This window comes from Grimontia sp. NTOU-MAR1 (assembly GCF_035758505.1).
Lineage (GTDB): Bacteria > Pseudomonadota > Gammaproteobacteria > Enterobacterales > Vibrionaceae > Enterovibrio > Enterovibrio marinus.
In genome coordinates, this window is sequence record NZ_CP142108.1 from 2,595,274 (window position 1) to 2,615,439 (window position 20,166).

Here is a 20,166-nt window from a genome sequence, read left to right on the forward strand (position 1 = left end):
ATTAATACTAAACACTATTGGCCGATTCGGCGAAAGTTTTGTGGTTTTTTTGCTCTTCGGCTCAGGATAACATGTCAGAATTCAAGGAATTACACTTACAAGCTCTCATGAATGCAAGCTGGGAGGAACCAGACTGGCAAACGCTGGAAACGACCCGCGAAGGGGCGTGGCTATTGGAACGCCACTCGATGACTGAGCGGTTGAAAGCGCACTGTCGTACGCTGACAGTAGAGCTACTGGGCTTACACGAAATAGAACAATCAGCCCTGGCTGAAAATGAACTTAGTTTGTTAGGTGAAGAGCCTTGCATGGTGCGTGAAGTGGTGCTGTCAGGAGATGGGAATGCTTGGTTGTGTGCCCGTACTTTGGTGCCTAAATCAACCCTGACAGAAAAAGAGCAGGACATTGCAGATCTTGGCGCGGTGCCTTTAGGGCAGCGCGTGTTCAACCAGGCAAATGCCCGCCGCGATGCGATTGAAGTTGCTACCGTGGTGGTGGAAGGACGGTCCCTGCTGGCGCGTCGTTCGCGTTTGTGGGTCAACGAAAAGCCGATGCTGGTTTCTGAGCTGTTTTTACCGGATGCACCGGTGTATCAGGAGGAAGGCTGAATGGATGTAGCCAAGGCGAGAGCATATTGGCAATTAACGCGAATGGACAGGCCAATTGGCAGCTTGTTGCTATTGTGGCCAACGCTGTGGGCATTGTTTCTGGCAGCCGATGGAGTGCCTAACCTACATGTTCTGATAGTCTTCGTGCTTGGCGTTATCATGATGCGCGCAGCGGGATGTGTAATTAACGACTTCGCTGACCGCAACTTTGATGGTCATGTGAAACGTACCCAAGCTCGTCCACTACCTTCAGGGTTGGTGACCGCTAAAGAGGCGCTAGCGCTGTTTGGTTTGCTGATTTTAGGGGCATTCCTGCTGGTTCTGACGCTGGATCCACTGACCATTAAGTTGTCAGTGGTCGCCGCACTTTTAGCATCTGTCTATCCTTTCATGAAACGCTATACCCACATGCCGCAGTTGGTACTTGGCATGGCGTTCAGTTGGGCAATCCCAATGGCCTACGCAGCACAGTCTGGCGAATTGCCGCCTGTGGCGTGGATGTTATTTCTGGCCAACGTGCTGTGGACCGTGGCTTATGACACTCTGTATGCCATGGTCGATCGTGACGATGACCTGCTAGTCGGAATCAAGTCCTCTGCGATTCTTTTTGGCCGTTATGACAAGATTGCCATTGGTATCCTGCAACTGGTGACGATCTTGCTGTTGGTGCTGGTGGGTTATCTCAGCGGGCTTTCACAAGTTTATTACTGGTTCCTGCTGGCATCGTCGGCATTGTTTGTTTATCAGCAATGGCTTGCGCGCGGCCGCGAACGAGAGCTTTGTTTCAAGGCATTTTTAAACAACAACTATGTTGGGATGCTAGTATTTATTGGCTTAGCGCTTGCTGTGTTAATCAAATAATACAAAGTATAGCCGAAACAAAAAACTCGCCATTTGGGCGAGTTTTTTGTTTCGGCGAACTGATTATCAGCTTTCTGATGGCTGATTCAGGATAGCCTGGATGGTCAGTTGTACTTCCGGTGAAATCAAGCCAAACACACATTCACGGAGTGCTTCTACGCGGTCTGCACGTGCGTGGTCATCGTCATTTAGATAGCCCTGCTCACGAAGAGAGTTCAGCAGGATCGCGAAGACACCCTTGTCGAAGAACTCCGGGGCGTTGATGCCGTGTAGACGACTTAGGCGCTGTGCCATCATCTGGCTTTGTTGCTCCAGATCGGACTTCGAAGTATCCGGCTCATGGCTGAACAGGGTTAGAGTGATCGCATAGCGCTGCAGGGTCTCAGCGATGGTGCGACCCAGTAACTGAAGTTGGTTGAGCTTGCAGTTGTTTCGGCTGATGGTGTTATCGTCAATGGTAATAAGCGACTGACGCTCAAGTTCTATCAGGGTTGCATCGATGTAGCTTTGTAGCGCAGCATCATCAAAGCTCATGAATAACTCAGCTTTCAGCAATGGGTAAAGCTGGCGAATTGAGTCCATCAGATTTTCACGTGAAACACTGGTCTTGAATACCAGCATCTGCGCGATCAGCGATGGTACTGCGAACAGATGAATGATGTTGTTGCGGTAGAAGGTCATCAGGATGGCCTGTTGACGGTCCAGGGAAATCACTTCACCCAACGAGTCTTTTTCAACCACGAACTTATTCAGACTCAGCGCGTGTTCGACCAGTTCCTGCGCGGAATCTGCTGGTACTGTACTGGTCGATGAATACGGTACCTGGCGAAGCAGTTCGAGATAAATGGTAATTTGTTCTTCTAGCGCTTCACGGCTTAGAGCACTCTGACGGGAAGCCAGAAGCGCCGTAGCAGACAGGGTCAGAGCGTTGGCAGCAGCTGCATCGTTGATTTTAGTCATCATACGCTCAGCGAGGCCGTTAACAGCTGGAAGCAGCCAGTCAGGGCGCTGAGGTTCAATAGGATCGATATCCTTTTGCCAATCCGGTGCTTTTTCATTCAGAAAGTGGTTCACCGAAATAGGTTCGCCGAAGTTCACGTATCCCTTACCATAGTTACGCAGCTTTCGAAGAATACCCAGTATCTGGCCGAAGCTTTCTTTCTCTTTGCGCTTACCTTGTAGCTCTTTAGCGTAAGTACTTACTTCCATCACGTGCTCGTAACCGATGTAGACTGGCACCAGTGTCACTGGGCGCTTGAGACCTCGCAGCATGGCTTGAATGGTCATTGCCAGCATGCCGGTTTTTGCCGGAAGCAAGCGACCGGTTCGCGAACGGCCACCTTCAGAGAAGTATTCTACCGAGTAACCTTTAGCGAAAAGCTCTGCCAGGTATTCTCGGAATACGGTGGAGTAAAGGCGATTGCCTTTAAAGGTACGACGTAGAAAGAACGCTCCACCACGGCGGAAAATCGGGCCTGCTGGGAAGAAGTTCAGATTAACGCCCGCAGCGATGTGCGGGGGTACCAGCCCTTCTTTGTAAAGCACGTAAGAAAGCAGCAGATAGTCCATGTGTGAGCGATGACAAGGCACGTACACAATTTCATGACCATCTTGCGCCAGCTTACGGACACGCTCGGAGTTATTGATATTAAGGCCTTGATACAGCTTGTTCCAAAGCCAGGTCAGTATGCGATCGGCATAGCGGATAAGGCTCGGCGAGAAGTCAGCGGCGATTTCTTCCATCATTTCGATGGCTTCTTTGCGCACTTTCTCTACCGGAACATCACGGCTTGCCGCTTCATCCTGTACCGCTTTATCAATGGCTTTGGAAGCCAACAGGCGTTTGAACAGCAATTGACGATCAGGCAGACCAGGGCCGGATGCCGCCATTTTCTGTCGTGAGAAATGAATTTTCGCCACACGCGCCAGTTTGTTCGCGATGGTAGTATCAGTGCCGTGCTTGTCTGCCATGTAACGCAAGGAAACTGCATTACTAAAGCGAACCATGCTGTCTCGGCCAAGCGTTAAAATGGTGTAGCACTTTTGCAGGCCGTTCATCGCCTGCAGTGCAGGTGCTGCAGGGCGTGATTCATTGCCCGGATCGCGGTTCCACACCACAGACGCTGGCACCATTTGGATGTCGAGTTCAGTGTCACGCTTGTGAAGTTCGAGCCACTCGGTGAACAGTGCGATGGAATCAGCCGGGATAGGATCGCTGTCTTTAAACATGCGCTTGCCCTGAGAAATGAACACATAACGTGGCAGGCTTTTTCCACCTAGCTCAAGCGGCTCAAGGGGATCGGGCAGACCCAGCTGCAGACAACTGCTGCGAAGTGTCAGCAGATCAGTATGAGAGCGAAATGGCAAAACATAAACCATAGGACGGGACAAATCCAGGTCCAGTTGGTTTATGGGGTCAGACGGTATACTGATGGTTTTCACCAGCACCGACAGCGGTAAATTCAATAACTTCTGATAGATTGATTGGCAAGCAGACATCTGAATCGCAGCCTCTTATATTTAGTGCGTGGCAAGTCTAGCAGAAAACATCTCCGAACTTGCAGGGAAATGACACCAATACGAAGGCTTATGTCATGGATGAGCCAAGTTCTGGCGACCTGAGCAGTCTGGGCAGTCAGAAAAATGTGAGCTAAATAGGGCCTTTATTACAGATTGGTGCAAAATCCGCCTTTTCAAGCGGTTAAACACTGGATATACTCACAGTTAACTGTATAAAAAGACAGGTCATGATATGAAGCCGTTAACCGCAAGACAACAGCAAGTCTTTGATTTGATCAAAGCAAAGATCGAGGACACCGGCATGCCACCAACGCGTGCTGAGATCGCGAGAGAACTGGGGTTCCGCTCCGCCAATGCAGCTGAAGAACATCTGAAAGCGCTGGCGCGTAAAGGCGTGCTTGAAATCGTGCCTGGTGCATCGCGTGGCATCCGCTTACTGGTGGAAACTGAATCAGCAAACGACGACGACGGTCTTCCTTTGATTGGTCGCGTCGCTGCCGGTGAGCCTATCCTCGCGCAAGAGCATGTAGAAATGCACTACCAGGTGGACCCAAACCTGTTCAAACCAAATGCTGACTTTCTGCTACGTGTTAGCGGCATGAGTATGAAAGACATCGGTATTATGGACGGTGACCTGCTAGCAGTTCATAAAACACAGGATGTGCGAAACGGTCAGGTGGTCGTTGCCCGTGTTGAAGATGATGTGACGGTGAAGCGCCTTGAGCGCAAAGGTAATCAGGTACTGCTTCATGCTGAGAATGAAGAGTTTTCGCCTATTGTGGTCGACCTTTCCCAACAGCATCTCACCATCGAAGGTATCGCTGTTGGTGTGATTCGCAACACAGACTGGATGTAACCCACCGACTTCGCGTTACAAGAGTTAAAGAAACAGGCAGCTTCGGATGAAAAGTCCGTGGCTGCCTTTCTTTTTACGGATCTTTCGTACTACAAGCCGCTTATCCTCTGCATTTTTGCACACCCGCAATTCTTTGTTCCGGGTGGCCACTTTCCACAAAACTTTCGGTAACCCTTCTTAAAATAAAGATATTTCTGCCTTGAATTTTAGCGGTTTTTTAAGAAAAGCGGCACAAAATCGTTACGGGTGAAACAGTTGTCTTTATCTCGTAAATTCGTGGCTGGCATCATGTTTCAGCGCATTTTGCTGCTCAAATTTTGTTCTTTCCACGTTCCTTGCCTAACTTTATTTGTAAATAGAGTGTTAATCGAACTTTTATTTTTTATCCATTTACATTTTGCACTGCGAAGTGACTTTGAGGAGGGAACCGGTGAAGACTCGCCAGCTTCTATACGCGCTCGCAATTTTCTCTTCGTTTGCCGCTAATGCAGCAAACGAAGCGTCCTCGTTTAACTTGACCCCTGGCGTCACAGAGATCAGTGAAAAGGTGTATGGCCTTCATATGACGATTCTCTGGATCTGTGTGGCTATCGGTGTTGTTGTTTTCGGGGCAATGTTTTGGGCCATTATCCATCACCGTAAATCGAAAGGTGCAGTAGCAGCGAATTTCCACGAAAGCACCAAGGTGGAAATTCTCTGGACGCTGATTCCTTTTCTGATTCTGATAGGTATGGCTGTACCTGCAACCAATGTGCTTCTGGCAATGGAAGACCCGTCTGACTCCGAGCTGACTATTCAGGTGACTGGATCTCAGTGGAAATGGCATTACCGCTATTTTGACCATGACGTGGAATTCTTCTCTTTGCTGGCGACATCGGCTGCTCAAATAGATGGTGAAGCGACTAAGCGCGAAACTTACCTGCTGGAAGTTGATCGACCCTTAGTGGTACCAACTGGTAAGAAAGTGCGTTTTCTGATCACCTCTGAAGATGTTATCCACTCTTGGTGGGTGCCAGATTTTGCGGTGAAGAAAGACGCTAACCCTGGCTTTATCAATGAGGCTTGGACGCGTATCGACAAGCCGGGCATCTACCGCGGTCAATGCGCGGAGCTTTGCGGCAAAGACCATGGCTTTATGCCAATTGTTGTGATTGCCAAGCCTGTCGACGAGTTTGAAGCCTGGGTCACGGAAACTGCAGCCGCGCAAGCCAAGGTGAAGGAAGAAGAGCAGAAACTGCTGGCGATGAACATGGACATGGACGAGCTGATGGAACTGGGTGAGGAGGTTTACAACTCACGCTGTGCTGCTTGTCATCAGGTCAATGGCCTGGGTCTCCCAGGTGTATTCCCTGCACTTGCTCAACAAGGCATCTCGGCTGACCCTAATAAGGTGCTCGACCACCTCAATATCGTCATTCACGGCAAGTCAGGGACTGCCATGCAGGCATTTGGCGCGCAGCTTGGCCTTAAGGAGCTGGCTGCGGTCATCACCTACGAGCGAAATGCTTGGGGCAACAACACGGGTGATGCCATTCAGGCGTCTCAAATCAATGCTGTGCTCAACGGTGACGATCTTTAAGGAGAAATCGCAATGACGGATATGACGCCTGATCAGGTCGGTCACGATGATCACGACCATGATCATAAGCCCCGAGGGTTGATGCGTTGGCTGTTAACGACCAACCATAAAGACATCGGCTCAATGTATCTGATTTTCAGCTTCACCATGTTTTTACTGGGTGGGGCAATGGCATTGGTTATCCGGGCGGAATTGTTTCAGCCTGGCTTGCAACTGGTCGACCCCAACTTTTTTAACCAGATGACCACAGTTCATGGTCTTATCATGGTGTTTGGTGCAGTGATGCCAGCCTTTACCGGATTGGCGAACTGGATGGTGCCGATGATGATTGGCGCGCCGGATATGGCGCTACCCAGAATGAACAACTGGAGCTTCTGGATTTTGCCGTTCGCATTTTTAATGCTCATCATGTCACTGTTTATGGAAGGAGGCGGTCCAAACTTTGGCTGGACCTTCTATGCGCCGCTCTCTACCACTTACTCACCAGACAGCACGGCATTGTTTGTGTTTGCTGTTCACATCATGGGTATCAGTTCCATTATGGGCGCGATAAACGTGATTGTGACCATCATGAACCTACGTGCTCCAGGCATGACCTACATGAAAATGCCGCTGTTCGTCTGGACTTGGTTTATCACTGCGTTTCTATTGATTGCGGTGATGCCAGTGCTTGCTGGTGCGGTCACCATGGTGCTCACTGATAAGTATTTCGGCACATCGTTCTTCGATGCCGCCGGTGGTGGCGACCCGGTCATGTTCCAACACATCTTCTGGTTTTTCGGACATCCAGAGGTGTACATCATGATCCTGCCAAGCTTCGGGATTATCTCTGCTATCGTGCCAGCGTTTGCCCGCAAACCACTGTTTGGTTATGCCTCCATGGTATACGCGACCGCATCGATTGCAGGCCTGAGCTTCGTCGTTTGGGCTCACCACATGTTTACAACCGGGATGCCGGTGTTTGCTGAACTCTTTTTCATGTATTGCACCATGCTGATATCGGTGCCCACAGGGGTGAAAGTGTTTAACTGGGTGGCCACGATGTGGCGAGGTTCTATGACCTTTGAAACGCCCATGTTGTTCGCGCTCGCCTTTATCGTGTTGTTTACGATAGGGGGCTTCTCTGGCTTGATGCTGGCAATAACGCCGGTGGACTTCCAGTATCATGATACCTACTTCGTGGTGGCTCACTTCCACTACGTTCTGGTGTCCGGTGCCATCTTCTCCATCATGGCAGCTGCTTACTATTGGCTGCCAAAATGGACAGGGCACATGTACAACCAGACTCTGGCCAACTGGCACTTCTGGTGTTCACTGATTTCCGTGAACATCCTGTTTTTCCCAATGCACTTCCTGGGACTTGCAGGCATGCCACGTCGTATTCCGGATTATGCCCTGCAGTTTGCTGATATCAACGCGATAGTGAGTGTAGGTGCATTCCTGTTCGGATTTTCCCAGCTCATCTTCCTTGTGCTGTTGGTGAAATGTATTCGTGGCGGTGAGCCTGCACCAGCGAAGCCGTGGGATGGTGCAGAAGGATTGGAGTGGACAGTACCTTCTCCAGCGCCTTATCACACCTTCTCAACGCCACCGAAAATCGATTAAGGGATAGTGTATGGCAGAGCAAGAACAACAGACACAAAACACAGGACGCTCAGCTGCGAAGCTGGCGGGCTTGGCTGTGCTGATGTTTGGCTTTGCCTTCGCATTGGTCCCGCTCTATGACGTTTTTTGCGATATCACTGGGATTAACGGTAAGACCAGTGATGTTGCTGCGACGGAAAGCAATCAGGTGGACTTTTCCCGCACTGTGACTGTTGAGTTTGTTGCTTACATTAATCCCGGTCTTGGCTGGGATTTTGTGCCTGAGGTGAAGAAGCTCACTGTGCATCCTGGGGAAACGCGAACCATTGCTTATCGCGCGACCAACAATACGAGCATTAATTCGATAGGACAGGCAGTGCCTTCGGTCACACCAGGTCTGGCAGCCCAGTACCTAAACAAAATTGAATGTTTCTGCTTCAACCGCCAGCCCCTTGAAGCAGGAAAAGACGCAGAGCTTCCTCTGGTGTTTTATGTCGACCCGGAGCTTCCGGAAGATATCAGCACCTTGACGCTGGCATATACCCTGTTTAGCGCTAAGACTGAGCCTGTGACTCAGTAAATGCAGTGAGGTCATCATGACAACAGATACCAGTACAGATGCCCAGTACGAAAACTACTACGTACCCGCGCAGAGCAAATGGCCGATTGTCGGTGCTATTGCGCTGTTCTTTATCGCGATGGGCGCAGGTTCAACAGTCGCCGGATTATTCGGTGGTAATGGTCCATGGATGCTGCTGATAGGCACCGGCATATTAATGTTTATGCTGTTTGGCTGGTTCCGGGATGTGATTCATGAATCTATGGGCGGGATGTATTCAGCACAAATGGACAGATCCTTCCGTCAGGGCATGAGTTGGTTCATCTTCTCGGAAGTGATGTTCTTTGCCGCTTTCTTTGGTGCATTGTTTTACGCCCGAATCATTGCTGTTCCTTGGCTGGGAGGGGCAAGCAACAATGCCATGACGGCGGCGGTGCTGTGGCCTGACTTCATTCCAGGCTGGCCTTTGGTGAAAACACCAGATGGCACAGAAACCACGGCCATGGGAGCTTGGGGTTTACCGCTAATTAACACCATTATTCTACTCACTTCATCTGTCACGCTGCACTTTGCGCATGTGGCGATGGAAGAGGGTAACCGCCAACGTGTCAAACAGTTTCTTGGTGTTACGGTGCTTCTGGGGTGGATATTCCTCGGGCTTCAGGTAGAGGAATATGTCCACGCATACCAAGAGCTAAACCTACGACTAGATTCGGGGATCTACGGGAATACCTTCTTCCTGCTTACTGGTTTCCATGGCATGCACGTTTTCCTTGGGTCCATCATCCTTTTCATTGTTTGGCTTAGGGTACTGAAAGGTCACATGACCCCTCAGCACCATTTCGCCTTCCAGGCAGGTGCTTGGTATTGGCACTTCGTGGACGTGGTATGGCTGTGTCTGTTCGTGTTCGTCTACATCTTGTAACGAAACGAATTAGTATGGGCGGCTGTTGGGTTCAATCACTCCGGTCGCCAAAGCAACCAGCAAGATGACAAACGCAATCACTGAGAACAACACGCGACGCCCCAGAAAACGTGACATGGGAACGTCGGATTGACCCTTAAGCATAATCGGCAACGCTCGAAACAAGTTAAAGACGATAAAGACCAACAGGCAGATAAGGATCCCTTTGAGCAGCATATTGCCTCCTGAGAGTCAAAAAGGTGACCGGATGTCTTCTTCCAACATACGGCAAATAAGACGGATTGGTTTTCTTGTATTTACTCTGGCGATGACAGCGCTATTGGTCAAGCTGGGGATGTGGCAAATGTCCCGCGGGGCAGAAAAAGAAGCTTTGTTGTCTCAACTTGCAGAGCGCTCCCAACAGGAAGTGACCGCCTTGGCATCTTTGCCACAGGAATTGAAAGGGACACGGGTCAAGCTAGCTGGTCAGTTTGATACATCGAAGAGCATGCTACTCGATAACCAAACCTTTGAAGGCCGGGTGGGATACCGCTGGTTTTTACCTTTCAGAAGTGACAATCAGTGGCTATTGGTAGAGCTGGGTTGGGTGGCCGCTCCGGCAACAAGAGAAACACTACCTGGTCTTCCGACACTGGACGGGAGCTATTCGGTCAGCGGCACTATCGACTTCCCCTCTGAAAGGGTGGTGCTGGCACAAGTGGAAACAGAAGTCGGTTGGCCCCAACGGGTTCAATCGATTGATATCAAAAGTCTGGAACAGGCTTCCGGGCTTTCCCTCAAACCCTGGCTTATCCGCGGAGATGTGATAAGTGACAGCAACGGAGAGAGCTTCAGTACAGGTGCGAAACCCATCTGGGAGCCTGTCGTGATGAAGCCGGAAAAGCACTATGCCTACGCCATGCAGTGGTTTGGATTGGCGCTGGTAGTAGTGATTGGATTTGGGCTTTGGTGGAGGAAAGGACGCATATGAATGGGAAAAAAGCGCTGATACTGGTCACCGTGATTTTTGTTCTGCCGGTTCTGGCTGCCAAATTGGTGTTGGACTTCGGTTGGTACAACAAAGGTGTGACGAACAACGGCGAGCTTATCGCCGAAGAAGTGAGGGCTGACTGGCTGTCACACAATGGGCAATGGCGTTTGGTCTACTCTTACCCCAGTGCCTGTGATGAGAAGTGCGAGAGTGCGTTGTTTCAACTTAATCAAATCCCGGTCGCGGTTGGCCGAGAGCGTGAACGGGTTGCCAGCATTCTGCTGACGCCGGAAAGCTCGGCAGTGGAAGAAGGCACCAATGTCACCCGCCAAAACATCGATGTGACGCAACAACAGACTATGTCGTCGCTGCCCTTTGCTGACAACGCGATTTATCTCGTCGACCCCCTGAATAATCTTATTCTTGCCTATCCGGTGCCAGCTGACAAATCAGCACAGGTGGCACAAAGCAAAGGACTGCTGTCCGATCTTCGAAAACTCATGAAACTCTCTAAAGTCGGGTAAGGGAGGTCGCGATGGAAAAAGATAAACGCTATCTCGGACTGATTTACGGTGCACTGGCCTTGGCTTTGGTCGTGGTTGCCCTCGGTGCATTTACCCGCTTGACAGAAGCTGGCTTAGGGTGCCCGGATTGGCCAGGGTGCTATGGCTTTCTGACCGTACCGCAATCGGCGGAGACAATTGCCCAAGCCACAGAAGCCTTCCCTCATGCCCCTGTTGAAATTCAAAAAGCCTGGAATGAAATGATCCATCGCTATGTGGCGGGAACGCTCGGGTTAGTGATTGCTGCCATTGCTTTTCTGGCTTGGCGTCGCCCTGACCGTAACCGTGTTTTGCCGAGCGTGCTGCTCGCAGTGGTGACCTTTCAGGCGGCTCTGGGTATGTGGACCGTGACCATGAACCTGATGCCGATTGTGGTGATGGGGCATTTGCTCGGTGGTTTCACAACTGTCACCTTGCTGTTCATGTTGGCGCTGCTGGAAAGACGGCGTATTAAAGAGCCAACACAGCTAGAGGTGGGGGCGAAAGACCTTTCTGCAGGTGGGAAACTCAAGGCATTATCAGTCGCAGCGCTTCTGGCGGTGGTGATGCAGATTGCGCTCGGCGGCTGGACATCAGCCAACTATGCAGCTCTCGTTTGCACCCAATTGCCCGTTTGTGAAGTCGATTGGGCAGAGAAATACGACGCCTCGGCGTTTCACCCCATCAGCCCGAAAAACGAGACTTACCAATATGGTGTGCTGAACTTCGATCAGCGCGTCACGATTCATGCTACCCACCGAATCGGTGCCATGGTGGTCACTGCGCTCATTTTACTGCTGGCGTTTGCAGCCAGAAAACCGCTTGGTGCCAGCACATCGCTGCTTCTCCTAGGTGCGCTAGGTATTCAGATAACGCTTGGCGTTACCAATGTGGTTGCCTTGCTACCGCTGTCTGTAGCGGTAGCACACAATGTTTGCGGATTGCTTTTACTTTTAGTGACTGTCAGGACGGTGGTAGGTGTGTTTGCACCTGTTTCATTGACCGCTGCACAGTCGTCTTTGAGAGATACAGGGAGGTTAAGCCATGGCTAAATTCAACACGCCCTCGCTGGCAAACAGCGCCCCGAATACTGAAACCGCTCAATGGCGGGATTATCTGGAGCTGACTAAGCCCAAAGTGGTAGCCATGCTATTGCTGACCGCCATGGTGGGAATGTGTTTGGCGGTGCCGTCTTTGCCTCCTGCCCACGCCGTGATTCTCGGGCTGTTAGGGATTGGTATGCAGTCGGCTGCTGCTGCGGTGTTCAACCATGTGATTGATCAGCGTATTGATCGGCAGATGCAGCGGACCATTCATCGCCCCGTTGCGAAAGGCCGGGTAGGTACGTCACAGGCGTTGGCCTTTGGTGGTTTGCTGATGGTCGCTGGCTTTACGCTCCTTTGGGTATTGAATGCACTGGTGGCATGGCTCACCTTTGCCAGTTTGATTGGCTATGCGGTGGTCTATACCGTTTGGCTGAAGCACGCGACACCGCAGAATATCGTGATTGGTGGTTTGGCCGGCGCGATGCCGCCTCTGCTCGGTTGGGTGGCGGTGACAGGAACGCTTGACCCACATGCGCTACTGCTGGTGATGCTTATTTTTACTTGGACGCCTCCGCATTTCTGGGCGCTTGCCATTCATCGTGAGAAAGATTACGCCAAAGCTGGTGTACCTATGCTGCCGGTGACCCATGGCGTGGAATTCACCAAGACCATGATTTTGCTCTACACCCTGCTTTTGGTGGTGGTGGGTCTGTTGCCTTGGCTAGCGGGAATGAGCGGGCTGATTTACCTCTTCGGTAGTTTGGCGCTCAATCTCGGCTTTGCCTGGTACGCGTGGCAGTTGAAATTCCATGACCGCAAAGGGTTGGCTTGGCAGACGTTTAAATACTCCATTTGGCATGTGTTTGGTTTGTTTGTGGCTTTGCTCGCTGATCATGCGTGGCGTGCGATAGGATAGTTGCGAGCCCAAAGCAAACAGTGAGCAGGGATGATGCTTTCCTATCTTCAATTCTCAACGCCGCGGCTGGATGTCGCGGCGTTATCGTCTTTTTAGTCCAGACATTCTGATACACTTCTGCCACTTACTCTCTATCTGTCGATAACCACAGAGCCAATTTATGCTGTCAGCGCTGAAACAAAAAGCCCTTCACGTGCGTGTTTTCTCGCTCGCGTTCCCCATGGTGCTCTCGAACATTACCGTGCCTTTGCTGGGACTGGTGGATGCGGCCGTGATTGGCCACCTCGATCATGCCTGGTATCTCGGTGGTGTGGCGGTCGGCAGTACCATGATTGCGGTAACTTTCTGGCTACTTGGTTTTCTTCGCATGGCTACCACAGGGCTTACCGCGCAAGCTTATGGTGCGGACGATAAAGCGGGGCTGGCGAATGTGTTTCTCCAAGGCATCTCTCTTGCCTGGCTGCTGGCGCTCGCCATTATCGCCATGCATCCGTTGATTGCGGATTGGGTGTTTTCCTATAGTGACGCGAGCGAGGAAGTGAAGCGCTATGCCGATCAGTATTTCTCTGTGCGTATCTGGAGTGCGCCAGCCACGCTGACCAATCTTGTGATCATGGGTTGGTTATTGGGAGCCCAGAACGCGAAAAAGCCAATGATGTTACTGATTGTTATCAATGTCATCAACATCGTGCTCGATGTGCTGTTTGTCGTGGGTTTTGGCTGGAAAGTGCAGGGCGCTGCAGCAGCCAGTGTGATTGCCGATTACAGCGGCATGGCTCTGGGCTTGTACTTTGTGGCGCAGCGCTGGAAGCAAGAGATGTTGTCTGCCCCATTGGCGCAGTGGAAAAAAGCCTATGCGGGCATGAGACGGCTTTTAAAGCTGAACCGGGACATCTTCCTTCGAAGTCTTTGCCTGCAACTGGCCTTCACCTTTATGACGTTTCAGGGTGCGACACTGGGCGATAACGTGGTGGCAGCCAATGCGGTGCTGATGAATTTCCTAATGTTGGTCTCTTTCGCAATGGACGGCTTTGCCTATGCCATGGAAGCCATGGTAGGGAAGGCAATTGGTGCCCGAAATAGAAACGAGCTGATGGACTCACTGACAGCCACCACCTTCTGGAGTCTGGCGATTTCGCTACTTATCACCGCCGCTTTCCTGCTTTGGGGCGAGCAGATTGTCGGAATCATTTCTGATATCTCAGAAGTTCGTGAACAGGCCTTTGTGTATCTGCCTTGGCTCATTGCTATGCCGCTGGTGGCCATGTGGTGCTTTCTGTTAGATGGCGTGTTTATCGGTGCGACGCGCGGGCGTGAAATGCGAAACACCATGTTTGTCGCGATGGCAGGTTTTTTTGTGATCTGGTGGCTGCTGAGCGGCTGGGGCAACCATGCGCTTTGGGCGGCGATGCTCGGCTTTATGGTGCTGCGTGGACTAACGCTGGGGGTGCTTTTCATTTATCAGTGGCGGAGGGATACCTTCCTGGCCGCCAATGACTGAAAATAACAAAGGCACCTTCTGGCGCCTTTGTTATTTATGTTTTGGAGCCGTAGCTCTTAGTAGTAAGAGTGATCGCCGTGTGCGTGTTCAGTGACGTCACGAACACCGTTAAGCTCGCCGCTGAACTCTTCCAGCAATTGCTTCTCGATGCCGTCTTTCAGGGTAACATCAACCATTGAACAGCCGTTACAACCACCGCCAAATTGAATCACTGCCACTTTGTCTTCAGTGATTTCAATCAGATTGATGTGACCACCGTGACCAGCCAGCTGAGGGTTAACCTGAGTCTGGATAACGTACTCAACGCGCTCCATCAAAGGTGCATTATCAGACACTTTACGCATTTTCGCGTTAGGTGCTTTCAGTGTAAGCTGTGAGCCCATTTTGTCAGTAACAAAATCAATCTCTGCATCTTCCAGAAATGGAAGGCTCAGTTCATCTACGTATGCAGAAAAACCATCGAATTTGAGTTCGGTATCAGTCGCTTCCACTGCATCCTGAGGGCAGTAAGAAACGCCGCACTCTGCGTTTTGCGTGCCAGGGTTGACCACGAATACGCGGATGTTTGTCCCTTCCGGCTGCTGCTCAAGCAGTTTACCGAAATGGCTCTGTGCACTTTCAGAAATAATAATTTGTGACACGGCTTCTTACCTGATTTATCCAGTATTTGTTTACATTGTACGCTTGTTTTTGTTCTCTATCACCCCTCAAGCTTCGAGGTTACTTTTCCCTCACTTTTCATTTAAGAAGCATTAGGTGGTGTGCGGCAAAGGCAATACACATCAATACGTTCAGCACCTTGGCGCCTGAGCAGATGGCATAGCTGGGCGATCGTTGCACCCGTGGTGACCACATCATCAACCAAGGCAATGTGTGGCGGCAGTTTCCCTTCGATAGAAAATGCATGCTTTAAGTTTGAAAGACGGGATTGTCGATCTAATCCCTGCTGTTGGCGAGTGGCACGAATGCGTTTTAAGACATTGGGCTCAGATTGAACCTTAAGTTGCTGTGCGAGTTCTGCGGCTAATACGCTACTGTGATTAAATCCCCGCCAAAGTCTTCGTTTCCAATGCATGGGTACGGGAAGCAGTAGAGGCGCAGGTGATTCAATCTCTGTCGCGAGCAGTTTAGCGAGGGCAGGGGCAAGCCAGTAATGTCCTTGATACTTGAAGCGGTGAAGCAGCTTGTCATAAGGAAAGGCATAGGCACCGACACAGACCAAACTGTCCCACGGCGGCGGTTTTTTCAAACATCTGCCGCAGCTTTCAATCACGTAAGGCGTGGGCAAACCGCAATGCAGGCAGCGTGGCTGACGGGGCAAGCTGGCGTGACAGGCATGACACCAAGGATAATCATGCTGCCCCAACCTGTGGTGGCAAAGCTGACAACGTAGCGGCAAGGCACGTAAGATAGTGCTTAACATCAAGGACATGCTTGTTGATAAACGAATTTAGGTAGTGTAAATGACGACTTCTCTGTACTGGCACACGGAAGGCCAGGGTTCCGATCTGATTCTCATTCATGGTTGGGGGATGAACAGCGCCGTATGGCAAAATATCCTGCCCGCTCTCACCCCGCATTACCGTGTTCATTGTGTTGATCTGCCGGGCTACGGTTTCAGCCAACCGACAGACGCCTTTTCTTTAGAGGAAATGGCACAGTGTTTGCTTGATAATTCACCGCAGGAATCTGTTTGGGCCGGTTGGTCTTTGGGGGGAATGGTTGCAACTCAGGCTGCACTGCTCGCACCGGAACGTGTGAAAGGTTTAGTCACGATTGCCAGCTCACCAAGATTTGCTGCAGAACATGGATGGCGAGGGATAAAACCCGAGGTGTTGCAAGCCTTTACGAAGCAATTAGCCGAAGACTTTCAGACGACGGTTGAGCGTTTCATGGCGCTTCAGGCAATGGGAAGCCCAACAGCAAGGCAGGATATTAAGTGGTTGAAACAGGCGGTCCTCTCTCACCCGTCTCCTCAACCAGAGGCGCTTTGCGCTGGCCTTGGTATCCTTGCTAACGCTGATTTGCGGCCGAAGTTACATGATATTTCAATGCCTTGGCTCAGAATGTACGGTCGGCTGGACGGCCTTGTGCCTGTAAAAGTGGCGCAGGAGTTGGATGTTCTGGCACCGCGTTCACAGCGGCAAATCTTTGCCAAAGCGTCGCATGCACCGTTCATTTCTGATCCCGGCCATTTTTCGCAAGAGCTTTTAAGGTTTTGCGGACAATGTTTGCCGTCCTGTTGATGGAAAGTAGTGAGATTAAGTGAATTGGAGCTAAATTTAATACTAAAGCTGCCGATACTTTAATCAAGTTACTTGCTATGGCATCAGGAGAGACCATAATGAATATAGGTAACGTTGGGTATTCTCAGCACGCTTATGCTAAGCCGATGCAGCCAAATCAGGCAACAAAAGGCAATGAAGCACAGGCAGCACAGGCAGCACAGGCAGCACAGGCAGCAGAGGGTGCCAAGCAGTCTTACGAGCAGGTCGCGAAGGAAGTGTCGGACGGTAAGGCTGTAAACAAAGCAACGGAAGCCGAAGGCACGCCAACTTCGTCTAAAGTTGAGTCTTTCACCTACGGGGCGCTCGGTATGGACCATCCCGAAGAAGTGAAAAGCAACGATGATGCTGCGTATTCCGCCGGTCAGGTGCTTTCTGCACTGGGTACTATTGGTGGGTTGATCGCTGTTTTGGTCTAGTTTCGCTATAGAGATATAGCACGCGCATTCGCGGGGATCACCCCGCCTATGCTCGCAGGCGACGCGCCTTCGGTCGGTGTTGGGAGACAACATTGGCATGAACATTTCGCCCGCAAACGTCAGCATTCCAGCTGTCGTACCGTCAGTCAACCCGCCAACGGAGCAAGTTGCGCGGGAAAATCGCGTGCGCGAAAAAATCGTCCCTCCCCGTCAGCCAAATGCCAGTGCGGAAGAAAAGCCAGTTACTCAGGAGGAGAAGCAACTCCGTAAGCCATCTTGGGATCCATCAGAACACCCTGATTACACCGATGTTATCAAACAAAATCCCCGACAGTTTGAAGGGAGTGGGTTTGCTGCACATGAAACCTTAAGCCAACTTTCCGCCATGCTTTCAAGCGGCTCTTACGTGCCACAGAATGAAAACGGCTACGCCATGCGTATTAAGTTGCCTAAGGAAATTTTGGATAAAATCGACGAGTTGAAAGCTTCCCAGCGGACGGGAGCAGTTGTCGCCATGCGTTATCAGCAGTCTTCGGCCGCCAATCTTCCATCTGAAGTGCTAATCGTCATTTAACGGCAAGTTCAGGCTCAACAAATAAGAAAATAGCGCACTTGAGCGCTATTTTGGGTTTTGGCTTATTAATTTCGCTTTGCTTTTGCAAAGGCATCAGCGAAGGCGCCACCGAAGCTGGATTGCTGACCGCCACGGTTATCACGTCGGTTATTGTCATTTCGGTTATTCCCGGCAAAGCTTCGATTTTGAGTGCGAGCTCGTGATTCGCGGGTAGGTTTGTTGTCAGCACCTGGCTCGTCACTTAGGCGCATCGAAAGACCAATACGCTTACGCTGCAAGTCCACTTCCATCACCTTTACTTTCACCACATCACCAGCTTTGACGACTTCACGAGGATCAGAAATGAACTTGTCTGACAGTGCGGAGATATGCACCAAACCGTCCTGATGAACGCCAACATCTACAAAGGCACCAAAGTTAGTCACGTTGGTGATCACGCCCTCCAGTACCATACCTGGGATCAGGTCTTTCACTTCATCGACGCCATCGGCAAAGGTGGCTGTCTTAAACTCAGGGCGTGGGTCTCGGCCAGGTTTTGCCAGCTCTGCCAAAATGTCAGTCACGGTAGGTATGCCAAAGGTATCATCGGCGTAGTCTGCCGCTTTCTGCGCGAGCAGGAAGTCGTGGTTGCCAATCATGGCATCAACACCTTTACCGGACTTCTCGGCAATACGTTTGACCACCGGATAAGCTTCAGGGTGAACGGCAGAGCCATCCAGTGGGTTTTTACCCGTCATGACACGAAGGAAGCCAGCACACTGCTCAAAGGCTTTCGGGCCAAGACGCGGCACTTTCAGCAGGGTTTTACGATCTTCAAAGCGGCCATTTTCGTTGCGGAAGGCCACAATGTTGGCTGCCATTGTCGTTGAAAGGCCTGCCACGCGAGTCAGTAGCGCTGCAGAGGCGCTGTTTACGTCAACACCCACCGCGTTTACACAGTCTTCCACGACAGCGTCCAGACGCTTGGCAAGCTGGCTTTGGCTAACATCATGCTGGTATTGACCCACACCGATAGATTTCGGATCGATTTTCACCAATTCAGCGAGTGGGTCTTGCAGACGACGGGCGATAGAAACTGCACCACGAAGTGATACATCAAGGCTCGGGAATTCAGTCGCCGCCAGTTCAGACGCAGAATAAACCGATGCACCAGCTTCACTGACCATCACGGTTTGGATTTTCTCGCCTGCATCTTTCAGCATGCCTGCGACAAAGGCGTCGGTCTCACGGGAAGCTGTGCCGTTACCAATCGCAATCAAATCCACACTGTGTTTTTTCACCAGCGCCATCACTACGCGTGCAGATTCTACAATTTTGTTTTGTGGTGGCGTCGGGTAGATGGTGGCGGTATCCAGAAGCTTACCGGTGTTGTCGATCACCGCGACCTTACAGCCGGTACGAAGACCTGGGTCAATACCCAAGGTACAGCGAGGACCCGCAGGTGCAGCCATCAGCAAGTCTTTCAGGTTGTCTGCAAACACTTTGATGGCGTCGTTTTCGGCTATCTCGCGCAGGCTACCCATCAGCTCGGTTTCCATGTGCATTAAGATTTTAATACGCCATGCGAAGCTCACTACCTGTTTGCGCCAACGGTCGGCGAGTGCAGAGTCAATGGTCACACCATAGTGATCACTGATGATGGTTTCACAATATGAGCCAGTGGATTTTTCATCCTGACCTGGATCGGCATTCAGTGACAGTTGCAAAATTCCTTCATTGCGGCCTCGGAACATGGCAAGTGCGCGGTGCGAAGGCACTTTGCTGAGCAGTTCATCATGGGCGAAATAGTCTTTAAACTTCGCGCCTTCTTCCTCTTTACCGGCTACCACACGGGCTTGAATTTCTGCGCTTTGGTTCAGATGACGGCGAATTTTATCCAGAAGTGCTGCATCTTCGGCAAATTGCTCCATCAAAATCGCGCGGGCACCATCGAGCACGGCTTTGTTATCGGCAAAGCCTGCGTCTGCATTGAGGTATTTCGCGGCTTCGGTTTCCGGGTCATTATCCGGTTGTTCCCAAAGTAGGGTCGCCAGTGGCTTGATGCCGGCTTCAATAGCGATTTGACCTTTGGTGCGACGCTTGGGTTTATAAGGCAGGTACAAATCCTCGAGACGGTTTTTGCTGTCTGCGCCCAGAATGTCTTTTTTCAGTGCATCAGTCAGTTTGCCTTGCTCATCGATCGATTTCAGGATCACCTGGCGGCGCTCTTCCAACTCGCGCAGGTAGCCCAAACGGGATTCAAGGTTACGCAACTGGGTGTCGTCGAGGCCGTTGGTCACTTCCTTACGGTAACGGGCAATAAAAGGGACAGTATTGCCGTCATCCAGCAAGTTCACTGCCGCGATAACCTGTGCATCGCGTACATTCAGTTCCGTCGCGATCTGTTGATAGATTGAAGTTGTCATGGTGTTCCTTTTATTC

Annotated in this window: 20 protein-coding genes; 15 read left to right on the forward strand and 5 right to left on the reverse strand. The window is 51.0% G+C overall.

The genetic code is table 11. The features are described 5' to 3' along the window. The first annotated feature begins 71 nt into the window (after positions 1–71). Positions 72–608: a chorismate lyase gene (locus tag VP504_RS11940; protein WP_325891356.1), complete on the forward strand. Its 537-nt coding sequence runs from the start codon at positions 72–74 to the stop codon at positions 606–608. Beyond that, complete coding sequence (gene ubiA, locus VP504_RS11945) at positions 609–1,469, forward strand: 4-hydroxybenzoate octaprenyltransferase (RefSeq protein WP_325891357.1); 861 nt, start codon at positions 609–611, stop codon at positions 1,467–1,469. It begins immediately after the preceding gene. Positions 1,470–1,535: 66 nt separating this feature from the next. On the opposite strand, the gene plsB is transcribed toward ubiA, so the two are convergent. Further along, positions 1,536–3,968 carry a glycerol-3-phosphate 1-O-acyltransferase PlsB gene (gene plsB / locus VP504_RS11950; RefSeq protein ID WP_325891358.1) on the reverse strand — a complete coding sequence of 811 codons (2,433 nt, stop codon included), beginning with the start codon at positions 3,966–3,968 and terminating at the stop codon, positions 1,536–1,538. A 253-nt stretch (positions 3,969–4,221) separates the two neighbouring features. Between plsB and lexA the strand changes: the two genes are divergently transcribed. From lexA to VP504_RS11975, 5 genes are all read left to right on the forward strand, one after another. Next, positions 4,222–4,845: a transcriptional repressor LexA gene (lexA, locus tag VP504_RS11955; RefSeq protein WP_325891359.1), complete on the forward strand. Its 624-nt coding sequence runs from the start codon at positions 4,222–4,224 to the stop codon at positions 4,843–4,845. Positions 4,846–5,275: 430 nt separating this feature from the next. Next, positions 5,276–6,424 (forward strand): cytochrome c oxidase subunit II, encoded by a 1,149-nt coding sequence (coxB, locus tag VP504_RS11960; protein WP_325891360.1) that lies wholly within the window; start codon positions 5,276–5,278, stop codon positions 6,422–6,424. A 12-nt stretch (positions 6,425–6,436) separates the two neighbouring features. After that, positions 6,437–8,029 (forward strand): cytochrome c oxidase subunit I, encoded by a 1,593-nt coding sequence (gene ctaD / locus VP504_RS11965; RefSeq protein ID WP_062709795.1) that lies wholly within the window; start codon positions 6,437–6,439, stop codon positions 8,027–8,029. A 10-nt stretch (positions 8,030–8,039) separates the two neighbouring features. After that, positions 8,040–8,588, forward strand: coding sequence for a cytochrome c oxidase assembly protein (locus VP504_RS11970; RefSeq protein WP_062709793.1), 549 nt, complete (start codon positions 8,040–8,042; stop codon positions 8,586–8,588). A 16-nt stretch (positions 8,589–8,604) separates the two neighbouring features. Then, on the forward strand, positions 8,605–9,492 hold the full coding sequence (locus tag VP504_RS11975) for a cytochrome c oxidase subunit 3 (RefSeq protein ID WP_325891361.1): 888 nt from the start codon (positions 8,605–8,607) through the stop codon (positions 9,490–9,492). Positions 9,493–9,501: 9 nt separating this feature from the next. On the opposite strand, the gene VP504_RS11980 is transcribed toward VP504_RS11975, so the two are convergent. Then, the gene (locus VP504_RS11980) at positions 9,502–9,708 is read right to left on the reverse strand and encodes a DUF2909 domain-containing protein (protein ID WP_325891362.1); all 207 of its coding nucleotides are present in this window, start codon (positions 9,706–9,708) and stop codon (positions 9,502–9,504) included. Between the two features lie 31 nt (positions 9,709–9,739). Between VP504_RS11980 and VP504_RS11985 the strand changes: the two genes are divergently transcribed. The 5 genes from VP504_RS11985 to dinF all read left to right on the forward strand — a co-directional run bounded on the left by VP504_RS11985 (position 9,740) and on the right by dinF (position 14,467). Further along, positions 9,740–10,462: an SURF1 family protein gene (locus tag VP504_RS11985; RefSeq protein ID WP_325891363.1), complete on the forward strand. Its 723-nt coding sequence runs from the start codon at positions 9,740–9,742 to the stop codon at positions 10,460–10,462. Beyond that, a complete protein-coding gene (locus tag VP504_RS11990; protein ID WP_325891365.1) occupies positions 10,459–10,986 on the forward strand; it encodes a hypothetical protein in 528 nt (175 codons plus the stop codon). The genes VP504_RS11985 and VP504_RS11990 overlap by 4 nt, the downstream gene beginning before the upstream one ends. 11 nt (positions 10,987–10,997) lie before the next feature. After that, positions 10,998–12,056, forward strand: coding sequence for a COX15/CtaA family protein (locus VP504_RS11995; RefSeq protein WP_325891366.1), 1,059 nt, complete (start codon positions 10,998–11,000; stop codon positions 12,054–12,056). Beyond that, entirely contained in the window at positions 12,049–12,966 is a 918-nt protein-coding gene (gene cyoE, locus VP504_RS12000; RefSeq protein WP_325891367.1) for a heme o synthase, read from the forward strand. Before VP504_RS11995 ends, cyoE begins: the two co-directional genes overlap by 8 nt. Before the next feature lie 160 nt (positions 12,967–13,126). After that, positions 13,127–14,467 (forward strand): MATE family efflux transporter DinF, encoded by a 1,341-nt coding sequence (dinF, locus tag VP504_RS12005; protein ID WP_325891368.1) that lies wholly within the window; start codon positions 13,127–13,129, stop codon positions 14,465–14,467. A gap of 56 nt (positions 14,468–14,523) precedes the next feature. Here the strand turns inward: dinF and nfuA are convergent, their stop codons facing one another. Continuing rightward, positions 14,524–15,108 (reverse strand): Fe-S biogenesis protein NfuA, encoded by a 585-nt coding sequence (nfuA, locus tag VP504_RS12010; RefSeq protein WP_325891369.1) that lies wholly within the window; start codon positions 15,106–15,108, stop codon positions 14,524–14,526. Between the two features lie 101 nt (positions 15,109–15,209). Next, positions 15,210–15,890 carry a ComF family protein gene (locus VP504_RS12015; protein ID WP_325891370.1) on the reverse strand — a complete coding sequence of 227 codons (681 nt, stop codon included), beginning with the start codon at positions 15,888–15,890 and terminating at the stop codon, positions 15,210–15,212. 40 nt (positions 15,891–15,930) lie between these two features. Here VP504_RS12015 and bioH point away from each other — a divergent pair, with 40 nt between their 5' ends. The 3 genes from bioH to VP504_RS12030 all read left to right on the forward strand — a co-directional run bounded on the left by bioH (position 15,931) and on the right by VP504_RS12030 (position 17,745). Then, entirely contained in the window at positions 15,931–16,713 is a 783-nt protein-coding gene (gene bioH / locus VP504_RS12020) for a pimeloyl-ACP methyl ester esterase BioH (protein WP_325891371.1), read from the forward strand. Positions 16,714–16,811: 98 nt separating this feature from the next. Continuing rightward, positions 16,812–17,171, forward strand: coding sequence for a hypothetical protein (locus VP504_RS12025; protein ID WP_325891372.1), 360 nt, complete (start codon positions 16,812–16,814; stop codon positions 17,169–17,171). 97 nt (positions 17,172–17,268) lie between these two features. Further along, positions 17,269–17,745: an ATP-dependent Lon protease gene (locus VP504_RS12030; protein WP_325891373.1), complete on the forward strand. Its 477-nt coding sequence runs from the start codon at positions 17,269–17,271 to the stop codon at positions 17,743–17,745. A 65-nt stretch (positions 17,746–17,810) separates the two neighbouring features. Here the strand turns inward: VP504_RS12030 and VP504_RS12035 are convergent, their stop codons facing one another. Beyond that, positions 17,811–20,150: a Tex family protein gene (locus VP504_RS12035; protein WP_325891374.1), complete on the reverse strand. Its 2,340-nt coding sequence runs from the start codon at positions 20,148–20,150 to the stop codon at positions 17,811–17,813. Positions 20,151–20,166 lie beyond the last annotated feature (16 nt).